This window comes from Aeromonas lusitana, from assembly GCF_002812985.1.
Taxonomy (GTDB): Bacteria; Pseudomonadota; Gammaproteobacteria; order Enterobacterales; family Aeromonadaceae; genus Aeromonas; species Aeromonas lusitana.
In genome coordinates, this window is record NZ_PGCP01000010.1 from 130296 (window position 1) to 148143 (window position 17848).

Consider the following 17848-nt stretch of genomic DNA (forward strand, 5'->3'; position numbering starts at 1 on the left):
CATCCATAAACAGACGACGCCCCCAAAAAGGTCTAGCGTGGCTCATTGCGCCGCTTGGCGCGCTGCTGCATCAGGCGATGGAGCAGCTTGTTGTATTTGGCCCAGGTATGGATCAGCAGAAACAGGCCGATGATCAGCGCCAGGAACAGTTGCCCCAGGGCCAGCCAGCCGAGGGAGCCGATGAAGCTCACCTCATCGCCTTTGTCGAGGTAGTTGAACCAGGGTTGCAGCGCCAGAAACAGCCAGCTGCCCCAGGTCAGCAGCAACAGCAGCAGGTCCCGTAGCCGATAGCCCCAGCTGCGCCGGCTGCCATTGCGGATGATCATCTCTTTGCCGAGCTGGTGTTTACTCACGGAAGGATTCTCCTCTGTCCGGGCTCTCCCACACCGCCAGCTGGCCGCGGCGGCGCAACACGGCCTTGGGCACGGCGACGATCACGGTCACCAGGTTGAGCAGCCAGTAGATCAGGGGATACCAGGCACACCAAATGAAGCTGCGCAGCATGGTGCGATCGTAATGGCTGTCGATGAAGATGCTGATCCCGAACTGCAAGAGGCAGATGCCGGTCATCAGCACCCCGGACCAGGCGAAGAAGTGTCCCTCCGCCAGGGTGGTCAGGTTCGGATGCAGCAGCCAGTTCAGCGCCAGAAACAGCATGCCGTAACACCAGGTCACACTGGCGGCGTATTCCAGCAGCAGCAGCCAGAAGCGTCGATTCCGCCAGCGCAGCACCTGGGCGCCGTAGCGCAACATCACCTCGGCGCCGCCCTGGGCCCAGCGCAGCCGCTGCTTGTAGAGGCCGCGCACCGTCTCCGGCATCAGCACCCAGCACAGCGCCTGGGGTTGATAGTGGATGAGCCAGCCACCCAGTTGCAGCTTCCAGCTGATGTCGATGTCCTCGGTCACCATGTCGGTGCTCCAGCCGCCGACCGCCTCTACCGCGCTCTTGCGAAACGCCACCACCACCCCGGACACGGTGAAGACGGTGCCATAGATGCGCTGGGCCCGCTTGATGAGCCCTATGATGGAGCTGAACTCCCCGGTCTGGATCTTGCCGATGATGGTGGATCGGGTGCGCACCCTGGGGTTGCCGGTCACGGCCCCCACCCTGGGGCTCTCCAGGAAGTGCTTCACCATCCACATCACGGCGTCGTGATCGAGTACCGCATCACCGTCTATCCCCACCAGGATCTCCCCATCGGCCTCCCCCAGGGCATGATTGAGGGCCATCGCCTTGCCCTGATTGGGCTGATGCAGCACCCGCAGCCGTGCATCCCCCAGCGCCAACCTGTCGAGCCTGGCCCCAGTGTCATCCCGGCTGCCGTCATTGATGGCCAGCACCTCGAAGTTGGGGTAACGCTGGCGCAGCAGGTGGCCTATGGTCTCCTCCACATTGGCCCCCTCGTTGTAGCAGGGCACCATCAGAGTCACCCTGGGGTGGCTCGGCAGCGTCAAGCCTCGCTTGGCCAGCGCCAGATCCCGGCGCTCCCACTGGAAGTAGTAATAGAGGCCACCGCACATCCACACCATGGCCATCAGGCTGGGGTAGGCCAGGGTGAAAACCGCCAGTCCGTCGACAAACGCCGTCATGGTTGCAGCCCCGGCGAGCCCTTGCCTTTGGCCTCGGCGCCTTGCGCAGGCCCCACTATGGGCCTGGGTTGGCTGGCCGCCGAAAGTGCGGGTTTAAGCACAGCCGGATCCGGTTGGTTATTGTGAAAATCATCCGGGTAGTAGCCAAAGTTGTTCACCCCCTGCTCGCGGATGATGCGCATCCAGCGCGCCAGCTCGGCATCCGGGATTGGCTGCTCGGTGCGCCAGTTGCGGCTTTGCAGCTCGAATACCAGCTTGTCGGCGGGCACTGTCGCCAGTGCGTCCTTCGCCAGCTTGGCGAGCCAGGCATCCGGCTCCCCGGCCTGCTCCATGTAGGGCATGGCCATCACGGCGGTATAGTCATAGGCACGGGCAAAGTCCCCCATACTCTGGGCAAACCACTGCTGGGACTCGGGCTCCGTGATGAGGGCGGCATAGATGTTGCGCGCCGTCATCAGTCCATCCTGTCCCCCCTGTCGATAGCGGGCCGCCGCAGCTTTCAGCTCAAGGGTGAAGTCGATGAGCTGGTGGGTCTTGTGCTCCCCTTGGGCCTTGAGCGCCGCCGGGCTGCGGGACAGCAGCCCTTCCCCTTCGTAATCCCCGAGGAAGGCATCGTCGTGGAACAGCAGGCCGTCGAACTTGGTATAAAAGCCGAGATCCTCGTAGATATCCGCGATCAGGCGGCGATTGGCCTCGTTCCAGGGAGCCAGGCGCAGGTACTGATCCGGGGCCGGCTTGCCGGTGCGGCTGTCGGTGACATAGGGGTGACCCGGGCCAAGGTCGTAGGCCAGCACCGGCATCCAGGCGTAGACCTTGACCCCGGCCCGGGTGCGCAGCTGCCAGGCGACCCGATTGAACAGGTCGGCCTTCATCGGCATGTGGCGGTTCGGGAAATAGAGCGCCTCCGCCACCCCGTCGGCGTTGTCGTCGGCATAGGCCTGCAGGTAGACGGTGGTGATGCCGTAGTTCTTGATGCGATCCAGCAGCTTGTCGAGGTTCTTGCCCTGCTGCACCGGATCCTTGTCGTAGACGTAGTCGAGATCCACGTGTACCAGCCGCTGCACCGGCTGGGACCAGGTATTGCCACCCATGATCTCATCCAGGTTCTGCAGACTGGTCTCCTCCTCCAGCAGGTAACGGCGCACCTGACTGCCCGACTCTGCCAGCCGGTTGACCCCGTCATCCAGGGTGAAGGTGTAGGGCATGCCCGCCTCCTTGGCCACGGAGAGGGCGACCTCGTTGAAGGCGCCATAGGGCCAGACCATGATGCGCGGGCGCTGGCCGAGGTGCTGGCGGATCTGCTGGCTCGACGTCTCGAAATCCGCCTTTAGCCGCGCCCTGTATTGCGCCTGACTCTCGTACCCCTTGGGGCTCCAGCCCGCCGTGGTCACCGCGGGTTGCACATTACCCTGGGGGTTCGCCAGCAGGCCGAAGTGGGAGGCGAAGGTGTGGGAGGCAATCTCCACCAGACCGGAGGCCTGCATCTCCTGGATCTGCGGCCAGCCGACGAAGTAGTCCCGGGGCAGCTTGTCGTCGCCATAGGGCACCATCTGATCCCGGGGTACATCCAGCCAGCTGCCCACCAGGGCGAACACCGCCGGGTATTGATAGAGCTTGAGCAGGGGATAGACCAGGCGATAGAAGCTTTCGTAACCATCATCGAAGCTGAGCAGTATGGCCTTGGGTGGCAGAGGGGCCTTGCCCGCCTTGGCATCCAGGATCTGCTGGAAGCTGACCGGCTGATAGCCCTGCCGCCGGATCCAGTTGAAGTGGCGGATCAGGGTGTCGCGGCGCATGGTCTGGGGATAGAGCTTGCGATCCGGCGTCAGCTTGAGATCGATGATGTCGTGGTAGCAGAGCACCACATAGTCGTCCCCCTGACGGGCGGCCTGGGTTGTCCAGGGCAGCAGCAGGGAGATGAGCAGGCAGAACGGGGTGAGCAGTCGGCGTATCACAGGAAGCTCCATTGCAGATTGGCAAAGACGAAATCGCCGTACTCGGCATCGCCGTCATAGGTGGCCTTGCTACGGCCGAGGCCATAACCCAGGCTCAGGGCCGGGGAGAGTTCCCAGTCATGGCGGTAGCTGAGCTGCCAGCCCTGGCTGCCGCCATAGCCCTGTTGCCAGTAGCTGTTGGTCGACAGGAAGAGGCCCTGTACCAGCACACGGTTGGCGTCAAAGGGCAGGCGATAGCGGGCGCCCAGTTCCAGCTCCAGGTTGCGATCCTCAAGGGGGTTGAAGTAATCCACCTCCACCGCCTCGTTGCGGGAGCTGGCGGCGCGCAAGGTACCATCGAGCCACCAGCGATCACGGCGCCACAGGTCCTGGCGCACGAAGCCGGAGACGCTCTTGCGCTGGTTGCCATCACTCAGGTCCATCAGCTCGAGCTGGGCCCCCGCCTCCCGACTCTCGTCCTGGCGCCAGTTCAGCTCGAGTTGATACTGATCTGCGTAGTCACCCCGGGCCAACGCCCGCAGCGGCGTGTCGGCACTGTTGAGGTTGACGGCGCCACCGAGGGACCAATGATCCCCGAGCCGCCAGTCCAGCCGGTTCCACAGATAGCCCCTGTGATTGAGCTCGGATCCCATCCCCCCTTCCACAGTCCATTGCAGCGGGTAGAGGGAGAGCTCCATACCAAGACCGCTGTAGGCGGCGCGCTCGGGTTCATTGTCAAACTCGCCAAAGCCACCCTGACGGCGCACGAACAGGCGATGGCCCTCATCGCTGCGGGCGCTGTAGAGACGGGCATCGTAGCGCCAGTCCCGGCTCGCCAGCACTGAGCCGCCCTCGCTGCTGCCATGGGTGAATTCGCTCACCAGGGTCGGTGCCTGCTCCTGCTTGAGGCGCTGGCCCAACTCCTTGCGATCCCGGTTGCCCTCACCCAGGGCGCGGATGCGGGCGGGGGTCTGCTGCCACTGTCCCCGATCGAGGCGGGCATTGAGCCGCCCCGGTTCGAGCTGAGCCTGACTGGCGGGCTGCAACCAGCGGGCCGCCTCGGCATAGGCCTCATCGGCCTCGTCGGGATGGCCCCGCCAGCGGCGCAGATCCCCGAGCTGCATCCAGAGCCAGGGATTGGCCGGCGCGCTCTCAAGCCAGCCAAGCAGCTGGCGCTCGGCATTATCGGCCTGGCCGCGCCAGGCCCCCAACAGGTTCTGCAGCTGCAACAACCGCTCGTAATCATCGTTATCCATGCGGGTGTTGCCGGTGAAGTCCCAGCGGGTCAGGGGCTCCTGCCACTGGGTCAGCAGCCCGGCGGCCGCGTCGTAGCGCTCCTGATCCGTGTAGGCATAGAAGCGCTTCTCCCTCAGCTCCTTGTCCGCCGGCATCCGCGAAGCAAGCTCGTCGTAGATGAGGCTGGCCTCACGGCTGCGCCCAAGACCCGCCAGGGCATCGGCGCGAGCCATCAGCACATAATCGGGCTGGGCCTCCCTGGCCAGCAGGGCGGCGGAGTCGTTCTCCGCTTGTGCGAAACGCCCGAGGGCCGCCAGGGTCACGATGCGATCCCGCTCGTTGCTCAGATGGAGGGGATGATCGCTCGGCGCCTCGCGCAGGATCCGCTCCTGCAACGCCAGCGCCCGACGCAAGGCGCGGGTGGTGAGCGCGGGATCCTCGGTCTGGGCGACGCTGCGCAGCAGGCTGACCGCCTCATAGTGATCCAGCCAGAGCCGGTCGACGGGTTTGAACAACGAAGGGTGCTGGCGCATCAGATCCGCGGCCGCCGGGCCAGCCCCCAGGCTCACCGCGACGCGATAGAGGGCCAGCAACTGTTCTGGGTTGCCAGGGTCTTGCTCCAGCCACTGCTGGCGGGCCAGCATCTCCCCCATGGCATCCCCCTGCCTGCGCGCGCCATAGATGCGGGCATCCAGGATGGCCTGATCCCGACCGAAGCGCGCCTCATAGTCGCTGGCCGCCTGGCGAGCCAGGGTCAGATTGCCCTGATCGCTGGCACTCAGGTAGAGACCGAGCCAGGCGTTGCGGTTGTCCGGCGCCCGCCCCTGCAAGATGCGGTAATAGCTGATGGCGAGGGGGTAGCGACGCTCATCCCGCGCCGCCCTGGCCAGGGCTTCGAGAGAGGCATTGGAGATAGGTTTGAACTCGCAGGGCTCGCAACTGGCCAGCGCCGCCGCCGGATCCTTGCGCCAGAGTTGCACCGCGATGAGATCGTCGAGCACCTTGCCATCCCGGCTGCGCCGATAGAGGGCGTCGAGCCCGGCGGCGGCCTGCTCGAGCTGCCCCTGCCGCGCCTGGATGACCCAGGACTCTCTCTCCTGATCGAGAGCTCCCGCCTGAGCAAAGGCGGGCAACAAGGGAAGAAGATAAAAAATGCGATTCATTCGCAACATACACCCAGATTTCGTGGCGTCGACCGCGGCGAGTCGAGGCGATGCCTGACCCTGCGCACGGCGCTGGAACGCTCGGGATTTACGGGTGAAAGACGGAGCCCGCCCTTCGTATGTGCGGTCCAGCCATCTCGTGTGGAGATCTGAGACTTTCCGAACCCGACTCACATCGGGGGTGGCGAGGTGGCCGATTTTGAGTCTGCTCTGGAATTAGTCAATCAGGAGATTCTATGAACCTCGGCTGAACCCAGCCTGTCGGGGAGTGTTGAATCGACGAAAAAAAGCACTGAGTGCGGCAACAAAACATTGGTATCAGTGGGGTTAAATGGTCCGAGGAAGATATCTTTACACCGGCGATGAGCAATTGAGCGTAACAAGTGTCCATGAGGCCGCTGTGACAGTCTGTGTCGCCGCCACCAGTCCCTGCGCACGCCATAAAGCCTCGTTCGGAAACACAGCTAGCTCCCATAGATACAGATTGTCGGCATGAAATACGGCCCTGCTTTGCCCCCATATCCTCCGCCTCACCTATAAAAAGAGCCCCTCGCGGGGCTCCTGTCGTGCGCCATGGCAACGCACTCATGTCGATCATGCCTGACCTGCTAGGCTAGCTGCTTCTCACCCTGGTAATGGTTGTGGATCCAGGCCTCGAAGTCCGCCAGCATCTGCGCCTCCGAGTGGCTGTTGTCGGCGATCAGCGTCTCTCCGTGCACCACCCGGATGTGAGCATTGAGGGGAGTACCGTCACCGACAGGGGGGCGCTGACGCGCCGCCGCCATGCAAGCAGATGCCGTCGCCCAGGCTTCGGCCACGCTCTGGTTGCACACCCGGGCCAGGGGGCCTGCGCTGAAGCCCTCACCGGTCAGGCTCTGTAGGGTCTGGTCATGGGTCATGCCATTGCCCGGCCCCCAATAGTGGGCGGCCAAGTCCGGGCCGATGCGCGGGTTGTCGGTGAGATAGCCGTCCCGACGCAGGAAGTAGGCGCGGGTCTGCTCCACCGCCATCAGGGCCAGCAGGTAGCCGTGATAGGCGCAGGCCGACTCCTGGTTGAGCAGATGGGGGATGGCAAGCAGCGGGCGCGGGCTCTCCACTCCCAGGATCTTGCGCTCCCACTGGCGGGCCAGCGCCAGCACGGCCGCCGGGCTGCGCTCGGCCTCGTCCATGGCGTAGAGATCCCGCTCGAAGTAAGCCACTAGGGCTATCTGGCGCTCGTTGAAGGCCCTAAACGGCTGGCGCGCCGCTATCATGGCCTCGATGAGCGCATCCGGGATCACCTCCCCGGCTTCGTTGCGGGCGTAACGCTTGAGCCAGTCCGCATCGTCCAGCAGGCTGTCGCAGAACATGGACTGGGTCTCGGCATAGGCCATGGAGGTAGGTGGGAACTCCTGGGAGAAGCAGGGCGCGTTGCCGGTCACGTTGGCAAAATGGGCCGCATGGCCCCCCTCGTGGAACAGGGTGTTGAGTCCGCTCCAGCCGCTGCCGACCTGGGCCGGATCCGCCAGGCTGGTGAAGTTGACCACAGCCGGCACCCATTGCCCCTCCTGCCAGAAACTCGGCACCGGGCCGTGGCAGAAGCCGTTCTCGTATTTCCCCTCCCGAGTCAGCAGATCCAAAGTCAGGGTCGCGTCTCGGTACTGGATGCCGAGGCGGCGGAAGCTCTCGACCCAATCCTTCAGTGCCCGGGAGAAGGGCACATAAGGGTCGAGCTGGCGGGTCACGTCGCCGCTCACGAAGTAGCGCAGGTTGTGGGGCAGCAGCGCCGTCGCCCCCTTGGCCGCCTTCAGCTCGGCGAGGCCCTGGTGCACCCGATCCTCGGTGCGGGCGATAAAGTCATCCAACACCGTAAACAACTGCTCCGGGCTCATCTGCTCGTTCTTGTGCACCTTGTAGTCGAAGTAGTCCCGATAGCCCATGGCGCGGGCGAAGCGGTTGCGCAGTGCCACCACCTCGAGAAAACCGTTGTCCACCACCCACTGCTCCAAGGCATGGAACATGGTGATCGCGCTTTGGCGCACCGCCTCGTTCTGGCTGGCAGCCAGCGAGGTGCTGGCCGCCGGCAGACTACCGGCAACCTGCCGCCCCTGCTCATCGAGCAGACTGAGCTTGAGTTCCTTGCGGCGGGCGAACAGGGCCGCCTCGGCGGCCACCAGCTCGTCCATCAGGGCGGCGGCGGCGGGATCTTCGATGACGTTGCACTCGAAGAAGGCAATCCAGCCCCCGAGCCCGCGTTTGAGATCCGCCCCCTCGGCCTGGGCCTGCATCTCCCGCAACACCGGCAGCCGCGCCGGATCGGCGCAGAAGGCCTTGTAGGCCTGCTCGGCGGCGGTGAAACCGGCCTGATCGTCGCTGGTGCCCATGTAGGTGGACCAGAACAGATCCTCCTTGCGCCTGTGTACCTGCAGGTACTCGGCGTTGAGCTGGTTCAAGTAATTCCTGGCATTGGAAGTCATAAGGTCCCTCTTGTTATCGGCGGCCTCTGGCCAGCCGTTCCTTTTTGGATGATGCCCCATCCTCACGGCATAGGACTGGGTGCGCCGGGATGCGCTCCATCACGCTAGCAAAAGCGGTCTCCGCTGTCTGCCGCTCGCGGGAGATTATCGACCCCGGCTAACACTCTGGCCAGGGGTTGGCCGCCTCGACCCGTCCAACCTCCCCTTTCCGCCATGGCGGTGCCGCCTCCAGATCCGCTGGCCGTTCATGGATGAGAGCGCAGGTATTGAAGATACATCACAACAATATGTTTAATATTCGATGAAATCCAAAAGACTCCGAATGTTTTCCATATATCGTCGCAAAAACAAAAACTTGCGTAATGGCTCTACTCCGATGAGGTCAAGCTGTAAAGATTTACACTTAATAATTTAATCAAAAGAAGTCATGATAGGGAGGTCGTAGTCAAACGCGACACAATGATCCTTTTGTAGTCATTTGGCAAACTGGTTGAAAGGCCAGGACGCAAAGCCTCCGGTCTAAAGACATGTCGTCCAGGATAGCGGGGTTGCAACACCGTGTTTCGGGGAACTCCCCTGCCAACGTGACTGCCCACATCTATCGAACAGAGGAATGTATGGCAGCAACTATTCAACTCAATCGCCTCGCGGCCGCGCTGGCGCTGCTGGCCAGTGGCGGCGTGCTCGCCCACGGTTACATCAGCCAGCCGGAGGCGCGCAACTACCTGTGCAAGACCGGCGGCAACAGCCAGTGTGGCGCCGTCCAGTGGGAGCCCCAGAGTCTGGAGGCGCCGTCCGGCTTCCCCAATGGCGGCCCGGCCGACGGCCAGATAGCCTCCGCCGGCCACACCCAGTTTGGTGAGCTCAATGCCCAGACCAGCGATCGCTGGACCAAGCGTGACGTCCAGGCCGGTCCCTTCGCCATCAGCTGGACCTTCACCGCCAACCACGTCACCCGCAACTGGCGCTACTACCTGACCAAGCAGGACTGGAACCCGAACCAGCCGTTGAGCCGGGCCTCCTTCGATCTCAACCCCTTCTGCGTCATCGACGGGGGCATGGTGCAACCGCCCAAGCAGGTCACCCACAACTGCGTCCTGCCGGCGCGCACCGGCTATCAGGTGATCCTGGGGGTCTGGGAGGTGGGTGATACCACCAACAGCTTCTACAACCTGATCGACGCCCGCTTCGAGGGTGGCACCCAGCCCCCCCTGAACTGGAGCCAAGGCGGAACCATCTACCCCTCCATCGATCTGGCGGCCGGTGACAAGGCCATGACCCGGGTGTTCGACGCGAGCGGCGAGCGTACGGATCTGCAGACAGTGCTGACCATCGCCAATACCGAGCAGGGCCAGAAGAACAACTGGTCCCACGCCCTTGCCAGCAAGATCAACGCGGAGCAGAGCCAGATCCGCGCCGGCCAGCAAGGGACCGACGGCCAGTTCAACCCTGTCTACGGTCAGAACCCCGTCTACCTCAAAGCAGGCAGCAACCTGCAACGGGTCGAGATCCAGCTCGAGCAGCAGCAACCGCCCATCGGTGACAGCGTCAGCGTGAGTGGCCTGGAGAGCGAATACCTGCTCGACAATGGCAAGCTGACCCTGAACTTCACGGTCGCAGCCCAGGGGGATCTCGCGGTCACCAACACCCTCTATGACCATGGCGGCGTCGCCAAGGGCCAGAGCAGTGCCGACATCAAGGACAGCAGCCAGAGCTTCACCATGCCGCTGACCGGCCTGAGCGCGGGCCACCATCAGCTGGTGATCGAGGGCAAACCGAAGTCCGGTGGCGCTGCCGTACAGCAGACCCTGGATCTGATGCTCAAAGACCCCGCCAGCGGCGGTGACTATCAGTACAGCTTCCCCGAAGGGCTGAAGTCCTACACCGCCGGCACCAAGGTGCTGCAACCCAAGAACGGCAAGATCTACCAGTGCAAGCCCTTCCCCTACAGCGGCTGGTGCAGCCAGTGGGCGAGCACGGCCACCCAGTATGAGCCAGGCGTCGGCTCCCACTGGCAGGAGGCCTGGACCCAACTGCCATAAGCGTCCAGAACGCAAACAGGGAGCCTAGGCTCCCTGTTTTTTATAGCGATTCACTCAGATCTGGTAATCGAGCGCCGCATCGTTGCGAAGAGCCCGCGCCTGTATGTCAGCTAGGGCCAGTTCCGGGTTGCAGAGCTGGATGAACTGCCAGGCGAAGTTGTGCTGGAACTGCCCCTGCTTGAGCCCGATCCAGGCGGTGTGGGGAGCAAACAGCCGGCTGCCGTCGAGCTGCACCAGACCCTTGTCCCGCTGGCCGTTGAAGGCCATGTCCGCCAGTATACCCACCCCCATTTCCAGCTCGACATAGGTCTTTATGACGTCGGAATCCTGAGCCGTCAGCAGGATCTGCGGCACTATGCCGGCTTCGGCAAACGCTTCGTCTACCCGCACCCGCCCGGTCAGGCCCGCCTGGTAGGTGACGATGGGCCAGTGGGCCAGCGCCGCCAGGGTCAGCTCTCGCTCGGCGGTGAGGGGGTGCTGCTCCGGCACCACTATGTTGTGGTGCCAGCGGTAGTAGGGAAAGGCCACCACACCTTCGCTCTTGTCGAGCTGCTCGCTGCTGATGCCGATGTCCACCTCGCCGGTCTGTACCAGCCGCACTATCTCCTCCGGGCTGCCCTGGCGCAGCTCCAGCTGCACCAGCGGGAACTGTTCGCGAAACGCCTTCACCACCCGTGGCAGGGCATAGCGCGCCTGGGTATGCGTGGTCGCGACCAGCAAGCGGCCCGAGTCACGGTTGGCGAAGGTACTGGCCAGCTTGCGGATGTTGTTGGCATCGTTGAGGATGCGCTCGGCGATCACCAGCAGCTCCTTGCCCGGTTCCGTCATGCCGAGCAGCCGCTTGCCGTAGCGAATGAACAGCTCGAGCCCCAGCTCCTCTTCCAGCTCGCGAATGTGGCGGCTGACCCCGGACTGGGAGGTAAACAGGGCGTTGGCGACCTCGGTCAGGTTGTAATCCCGCCGCGCCGCCTCACGAATAATGCGTAGTTGCTGAAAATTCACGTCATCGCCTCCTGCGCTGACCGGCCGCTATGGGTCTGCCCGCGGCCTTGTTCTCTGTGTGGCCGGTCGCCCGGCCGCAAGCCTGATACTCGCTTAAGCCTTCTCTCTCGCCCTAGATCTGGTAATCCGGGTAGAGCTGGGCCTGCTTGGCCACCAGGCGAACCCCCTGGCCCGGCACCAGGGCACGGGCTGCCTCCTTGCTAAGCTCGGCCTCGTAGTGGGCGCCTTTGGTCTCACCATTGCCCCGCAGCTCAACCCGGATCCGCGGCCCCATGGGCAGCAGGCGCGTGATGGTGGCGCTGATGCCACCCGGTGCATCCGCTGGCAAGATCTCCAGCTCGTGGGGACGCACATAGGCGATGGCCGCGCTGCCCTGAGCCAGGTGGGATGCCGCAGAGCCCCCCAGTCGCTGCTCGCCGATGCCGAGCCCCTGCTCCGCCACCCGACCACGGAACAGGTTCACGCTGCCGAGGAAGCTGTGTACGAAGGAGCTGGCCGGCTGGTCATAGACCTCGGCCGGGGTGCCGATTTGCTCGACCCGGCCGGCGTTCATCAGCACCACCCGATCCGCCACCTCCAGCGCCTCCTCCTGATCGTGAGTCACGAACAGGCTGGTGACGTGCAACTCGTCGTGCAATTCCCGCAGCCAGCGGCGCAGCTCCTTACGCACCTGGGCATCGAGGGCACCGAACGGCTCGTCCAGCAGCAGCACCTTGGGCTGCACCGCCAGGGCGCGGGCCAGGGCGACCCGCTGGCGCTGGCCGCCGGAGAGCTGGGTCGGGTAGCGTCCGGCCACATGGCTGAGTTGCACCAGATCCAGCAGCTCCTTGACCCGGGCGCGGATGTCGGCCTCGTTCGGGCGCTCACTGCGCGGCTTGACCCGCAGACCAAACGCCACGTTCTCGAACACCGTCATGTGGCGGAACAGGGCGTAATGCTGGAACACGAAGCCGACATTGCGCTCGCGCACATGCAGGGCGGAGGCATCCTCCCCCCGTATGATGACGCTGCCGCTGTCGGCCTGCTCCAGCCCGGCGATGATCCGCAGCAAGGTAGTCTTGCCACAGCCGGAGGGCCCCAGCAGGGCGACCAGCTCGCCGTCGTGGAAGTCGAGGTTGATGTCGGCAAGGGCCGCGTACTGATTGAAATGCTTGTTGAGTTGTTGAACCTGAATGCTCATGGCTGCCTCGTTGAAACTGTGAAATCAGTGAGATTTAATGGGCTGACCACGCAGCCGGGCCAACAGGGTTTCCCCCAACAGGGTGAAGATCCCGAACAGGGCCAGCAGGCTGGCGACCGCGAAGGCGGCGCCGGTCTGGTACTCGTTGTAGAGGATCTCGATGTGCAGCGGCAATGTATTGGTCTGACCGCGAATGTGGCCCGAGACCACGGACACGGCGCCAAATTCCCCCACCGCCCGGGCGGTACAGAGCAGCACGCCATACATCAGGCTCCAGCGGATGCCGGGCAGGGTCACCCGCCAGAACATCTGCAGACCGCTCGCCCCCAGCATGATGGCGGCTTCTTCCTCTTCCGGCCCGCGTGCCTCCATCTGGGGCAGCAGCTCCCGCACCACGAAGGGCACGGTAATGAAGGTGGTCGCGAGTATGATCCCAGGGGTCGCGAAGATGATCTTGATGTCATGCTCGCTCAGCCAGTCGCCAAACCAGCCGCGGCTGCCGAACATCAGCACGAACATCAGGCCCGCGATGACAGGCGACACCGAGAACGGCAGATCTATGATGGTGATGAGCAGTTGCCGGCCCGGGAAGCGGAAGCGGGCGATGGCCCAGGCAGCCGCCAGACCGAACAGCACGTTGAGCGGCACCGAGCAGAGGGTCACCAGGGCGGTCAGGCCGAGGGCGCTCAGGGCGTCCGGCTCACTGATGGCGTGCCAGAAGAAGGCCAGCCCCGGGCTCAGCGCCTGGATGAAGACGGTGGCGAGCGGCAGCAACAGCAGGGCGGCAAACCAGCCCAGCCCTACAGTGATGAGCAGCCACTTGACCCAGACCGGCTCTCGGGTCACGGGTTGATGGGTCACGACCACGGTCACCTGTGGTGCCTTGTCGAGTGCGATAGTGGATGCGGTCATATCCGGCTCCCTCCGATACGGGCCCAGCTCCAGGCCTGCAACTTGTTGATGATCAACAGCAAAATGAATGAGATGAGCAGCATGACGGAGGCGATGGCGGAGGCTCCTGCGTAGTCATACTCCTCCAGGTGACTCATGATCATCAGGGGTGCGATTTCCGACACCATGGGCAGGTTGCCGGCGATAAAGATGACGGAACCGTACTCCCCCACCCCGCGGGCGAAGGCCAGGGCAAAGCCGGTCAGCAGCGCCGGGATCAGGGTCGGCCAGAGCACCCGGGCGAAGGTCTGCCAGCGGTTGGCCCCAAGACTTGCCGCCGCCTCTTCCTGCTCGGTCTCGGCTTCCCGCAACACGGGTTGCAGGGTGCGCACCACGAAGGGCAAACCGATGAAGGTCAGCGCTATCACCACCCCTATGGGGTTGTAGGCGAGCTCGATGCCAAAGGGGGCGACCCACTGACCAATCCAGCCGTTGGGGGCGAAGATGGCGCACAGGGCGATGCCGGAGACGGCGGTGGGCATGGCGAACGGCAGATCGATGAGGGCATCCACCAGGCGGCGACCCGGGAAGCTGTAGCGCACCAGTACCCAGGCCAGGATGAGGCCAAACAGGCTGTTGAGCAGGGCGGCGATAAAGGCGGCGCCGAAGCTCAGCCGGAACGAGGCCAGCACCCGAGGGGAGCTGATCACCTGCCAGAACTCGGCGGCATTGAGGTTGTTCACGGCGAACAACACCAGAGCGGAGAGCGGCAGCAGCACCAGTATGCTCAGGTAGAGCAGACTGAAGCCCAGGGTCGGCCCCAGGCCTGGCAGGACGGAATAAGAACTTAATCGCATAACACATCCGTTTGTTATAAATAACTTTCGATATAGCGATTCTGCTCACTCCTGCCAGGTGCACCAAACATCAATAACGCCTTTACTAATTACTTTTTTATCTAACAACGGCGAAACAAGGCTTTTAGAGCGATATAAATAAAAAAAGGTCTTTTATATAAATAAAAGACCTAACAAAACGGAGCTGTGGAACCGGGAAACCGGGAGTCTGCTGCTATGGGATCAGGCTAACGAACCTGCTTCATATCGTCTGGTGTTCTCCTCATTACACGTCTTCAACCTTAACGAAAACTCAGGGCCGCACGTCGGCCCCACTCTGCCTGCGCCGGCTCGACCACCATCTCGGCTCGCCGATGCAGGGTGCCGAGCAGGTTGAGACCCTGACTCCACTCCCCATGACCGGACTGGGCATTGATGTGACCCACCTCGCCGGCATCGAACAAGGGCACCTGCCACTGACGACTCCAGTACTCGGCCCGCTCGAACGACATCCAGGGATCGTTGCGACTGGCGATGAGCTGGGCGGATACCTTGATGGATCCCGCCAGCAGCTCGTCCGGGATGCCGAAGCGAGCTGGATCCGCGGGGGCCACGATCAGGATGGAGGAGACCTTCTCCGGTTGCAGCCGGGCGGCGGCGATGGCCGTCAGGGCACCGAAGGAGTGCGCCACCAGATGGACCCGGCTGCGCCGGCTCCTGAGCTTGCTCGCCAGCTTGGCGCTCCAGACAGTGAGGTCCGGCTTGTCCCAGGGCAGGCCAACCATGCGCTGCCACTGGGGGAAGTGTTGATGCCAGCGGCTCTGCCAATGATCCGGCCCGCTGTTGTGCAGACCGGGAACCAGAAGGATCTTGTTCATCTCTGTGCTCCTATCCGTTGTCACAGTGGGCCAGGCAACTTAGCTGCCCGGTTGGTAGATCTGGTCGAACAGACCGCCCTGGGCGAAGTGTTTCTTCTGGACCTTGTCCCAATCCCCTTCCAGATCCTTGACGGTGAACAGGCTCAGGGTCGGGAACTGGGCCGAGGTCTCCTTCAGGATCGCCGGGTTGCTGGGACGGTAGTGATACTTGGCGATGATGCGCTGCCCTTCGTCTGAGTAGAGATAATCGAGGTAGCCCTTGGCCACCGCCTCTGTGCCGTGCTTCTTGGCGACCTTGTCGACCACGGCTACCGGCGGCTCCGCCAGGATGGAAACGGAGGGCACCACCAGTTCAAACTTGTCACTGGTCCCGGGTTGACCCAGCACCAGCAGGGCCTCGTTCTCCCAGGCCAACAGCACATCACCCAGGCCGCGCTCGATGAAGCTGGTGGTGGCGCCACGGGCACCGGAGTCCAGCACCTTCACGTTCTTGAACAGGTCACCGACGAACTGCTTGGCGCCATCCTCACTACCACTCTTTTTCAGGGCATAGCCCCAGGCAGCCAGGTAGTTCCAGCGCGCCCCACCGGAGGTCTTGGGGTTCGGGGTAATGATGGAGACATCCTTGCGCACCAGATCCCCCCAGTCTTTGATCTGCTTGGGGTTACCCTTGCGCACCAGGAAGACGATGGTGGAGGTATAGGGGGACGCATTGTTCGCGAGGCGTCCTTCCCAATCGCTGGCGGTGAGGCCCGCCTTGGCCACGGCATCGACGTCATAGGCCAGCGCCAGCGACACTACGTCCGCTTCCAGACCATCGACCACGGCGCGCGCCTGCTTGCCAGAGCCCCCATGAGACTGGCTGACAACCACGTCGTCCCCTGTCTTGGTCTTCCACTCCTTGGCAAACGCTGTGTTGTACTCCTGGAACAGCTCGCGAGTCGGATCGTAAGAGACGTTGAGCAGGCGGATCTCGGCGGCATTGGCCTGGCCGAGTGCCAGCAGGGATAACAGGGTCAGGGCGGTCATTCGCAATTTCATGGTGATACTCCTTATCGTTGGGTTGAGTACAGCATGCCGCCTCTTTCATATGCCAGGAAGAAAGAAATAGCGCTTTGCTTATCTCTTTTGTGCATATTCGCATGTACGCCGACCCGGAATCGACTCTGTGAGCCAGCGCCCCTTGCCTGATGAGCGCCTGTGCCATCATCAAACGAGGCGACAACGACATGGAGGAAGCGACATGTGGATCGAGGCCGAGCCCGTCTATGGCGCCCTGGTGTCCCTGGCCATCGGGCTCATCATAGGGTTGGAGCGGGGCTGGCAGGTGCGCCAGCTCGGTGACAATCAGCGCATCGCCGGCATGCGCACCTATGGTCTCATCGGCCTGCTCGGCGGCGTCTGCGCCCTGCTGCTGCCCACGCTGGGGCCCTGGCTTGCACTGCTCGGTCTGCTTGCGGTGGTGACGGGCTGTGGCCTCTCGGTCTGGCTGGCATTGCGCTGGCAAGGGGAGTTTGGCCTCACCAGCTCGGTCGCCATGCTGCTCACCTACCTGTTGGGGTTGATGTCGGTACTGCAGAGTCCGAGCGAAGCGGTGGCCTGCGCCGTGCTGGCGGCCCTGTTGATGGGGCTCAAGGGCCAGATCCAGCAGGGGATGCTGTTTCTGAGCGAGACGGAGTTTCACGCCACCCTTCGCTTCCTGCTCATCTCCCTTGTGCTGTTGCCCGTACTGCCCAACGTCGAGATGGGCCCCCTCAACGCCTTCAATCCCTTCAAGATCTGGCTGATGGTGGTGGTGATCGCCGGCATCTCGTTCTGCGGTCACTTCGCGGTGCGGCTGCTCGGCACTCGCTCCGGTCTGGTGTTGACCAGCATGCTGGCGGGCCTCGCCTCCTCCACCGCCCTTACCCTGCAGTTCGCTCGCCTCAACAAGGAACAACCCGGTCTGGAGCGGCTGCTGGCCACCGGCATACTGCTGGCGGGGGCCACCATGTGGCTGCGCCTGCTGGTACTGGTACTGCTGATCCACGCCGAACTGGCACAGCGCCTCGCCACCCCCTTGCTGGTATTGGCAGCCATCGTCTATGGCTTCGCCTTCTGGTTCTGGCGCCAGCGGGAAGAGGTGGTGGATAACCCGGTGCAGCCCGAGACCAGCAATCCGCTGGATCTCGCCACCGCCATCAAGTTTGGCCTGCTGCTGGCGCTGATCGGCTTCATGGCAACCCTGCTGCAGAGCAAGGTGGGCAACTCCGGGGTCTATCTGCTGTCGCTGGTATCGGGGATCACGGATGTGGACGCCATCACCCTCTCCCTCTCCCAGCTCGCCCACAAGGATCTACTTCTGGACGTGGCGGCCCGCGGCATCCTGCTCGCAGGCCTGGTCAACTCCCTGGTCAAGGGCCTGCTGGCGCTGATCATAGGTGGACACAAGCTGGGGCTGAGGGTGCTACTGCCCTATCTCGTCTCGATTATGCTGATCCTGCCGCTGTTATAGTTTAATAAACTAATATAGTTAATCTATTTAGCATTTTTATCCAAAAAGATGAGGGAGGCAGATAAAACAAGAAGTGGAGGATATAGAGGGATAAGCAATAGGAGGAATACCGGACATAAAAAAAGCCCAGTCTTTCGACTGGGCTT

13 protein-coding genes and 1 riboswitch are annotated in these 17848 nt (G+C 63.1%); of the genes, 2 read left to right on the plus strand and 11 right to left on the minus strand.

The features are described 5' to 3' along the window. Positions 1-32: 32 nt before the first annotated feature. The 5 genes from CUC44_RS07815 to CUC44_RS07835 form a co-directional block, all read right to left on the minus strand. Positions 33-353 (minus strand): hypothetical protein, encoded by a 321-nt coding sequence (locus CUC44_RS07815; RefSeq protein WP_100859404.1) that lies wholly within the window; start codon positions 351-353, stop codon positions 33-35. Then, positions 346-1590 (minus strand): poly-beta-1,6-N-acetyl-D-glucosamine synthase, encoded by a 1245-nt coding sequence (gene pgaC, locus CUC44_RS07820; RefSeq protein ID WP_100859405.1) that lies wholly within the window; start codon positions 1588-1590, stop codon positions 346-348. Before pgaC ends, CUC44_RS07815 begins: the two co-directional genes overlap by 8 nt. Continuing rightward, positions 1587-3545: a poly-beta-1,6-N-acetyl-D-glucosamine N-deacetylase PgaB gene (gene pgaB, locus CUC44_RS07825; protein ID WP_244166735.1), complete on the minus strand. Its 1959-nt coding sequence runs from the start codon at positions 3543-3545 to the stop codon at positions 1587-1589. Before pgaB ends, pgaC begins: the two co-directional genes overlap by 4 nt. Further along, complete coding sequence (pgaA, locus tag CUC44_RS07830; protein ID WP_244166736.1) at positions 3542-5923, minus strand: poly-beta-1,6 N-acetyl-D-glucosamine export porin PgaA; 2382 nt, start codon at positions 5921-5923, stop codon at positions 3542-3544. The genes pgaB and pgaA overlap by 4 nt, the downstream gene beginning before the upstream one ends. Positions 5924-6531: 608 nt before the next feature. Further along, complete coding sequence (locus tag CUC44_RS07835) at positions 6532-8379, minus strand: M3 family metallopeptidase (RefSeq protein ID WP_100859407.1); 1848 nt, start codon at positions 8377-8379, stop codon at positions 6532-6534. A 470-nt stretch (positions 8380-8849) separates the two neighbouring features. Further along, positions 8850-8935, plus strand: a riboswitch (cyclic di-GMP riboswitch). Positions 8936-8996: 61 nt separating this feature from the next. Between CUC44_RS07835 and gbpA the strand changes: the two genes are divergently transcribed. Then, complete coding sequence (gene gbpA, locus CUC44_RS07840) at positions 8997-10421, plus strand: N-acetylglucosamine-binding protein GbpA (RefSeq protein WP_100859408.1); 1425 nt, start codon at positions 8997-8999, stop codon at positions 10419-10421. 54 nt (positions 10422-10475) lie between these two features. Here the strand turns inward: gbpA and cbl are convergent, their stop codons facing one another. The 6 genes from cbl to CUC44_RS07870 form a co-directional block, all read right to left on the minus strand. After that, a complete protein-coding gene (gene cbl / locus CUC44_RS07845) occupies positions 10476-11423 on the minus strand; it encodes an HTH-type transcriptional regulator Cbl (protein ID WP_100859409.1) in 948 nt (315 codons plus the stop codon). A gap of 112 nt (positions 11424-11535) precedes the next feature. After that, complete coding sequence (locus CUC44_RS07850) at positions 11536-12603, minus strand: sulfate/molybdate ABC transporter ATP-binding protein (protein ID WP_100859410.1); 1068 nt, start codon at positions 12601-12603, stop codon at positions 11536-11538. 24 nt (positions 12604-12627) lie between these two features. Then, complete coding sequence (gene cysW / locus CUC44_RS07855; protein ID WP_100859411.1) at positions 12628-13515, minus strand: sulfate ABC transporter permease subunit CysW; 888 nt, start codon at positions 13513-13515, stop codon at positions 12628-12630. Next, positions 13512-14351 (minus strand): sulfate ABC transporter permease subunit CysT, encoded by an 840-nt coding sequence (cysT, locus tag CUC44_RS07860; RefSeq protein ID WP_100859412.1) that lies wholly within the window; start codon positions 14349-14351, stop codon positions 13512-13514. Before cysT ends, cysW begins: the two co-directional genes overlap by 4 nt. Positions 14352-14632: 281 nt before the next feature. Further along, positions 14633-15208, minus strand: a complete 576-nt coding sequence (locus tag CUC44_RS07865) for an RBBP9/YdeN family alpha/beta hydrolase (protein WP_100859413.1) — start codon at positions 15206-15208, stop codon at positions 14633-14635. 39 nt (positions 15209-15247) lie between these two features. Next, complete coding sequence (locus tag CUC44_RS07870; RefSeq protein WP_100859414.1) at positions 15248-16249, minus strand: sulfate ABC transporter substrate-binding protein; 1002 nt, start codon at positions 16247-16249, stop codon at positions 15248-15250. Between the two features lie 202 nt (positions 16250-16451). Between CUC44_RS07870 and CUC44_RS07875 the strand changes: the two genes are divergently transcribed. Next, positions 16452-17702, plus strand: a complete 1251-nt coding sequence (locus tag CUC44_RS07875) for an MgtC/SapB family protein (RefSeq protein WP_100859415.1) — start codon at positions 16452-16454, stop codon at positions 17700-17702. Positions 17703-17848: the final 146 nt, after the last annotated feature.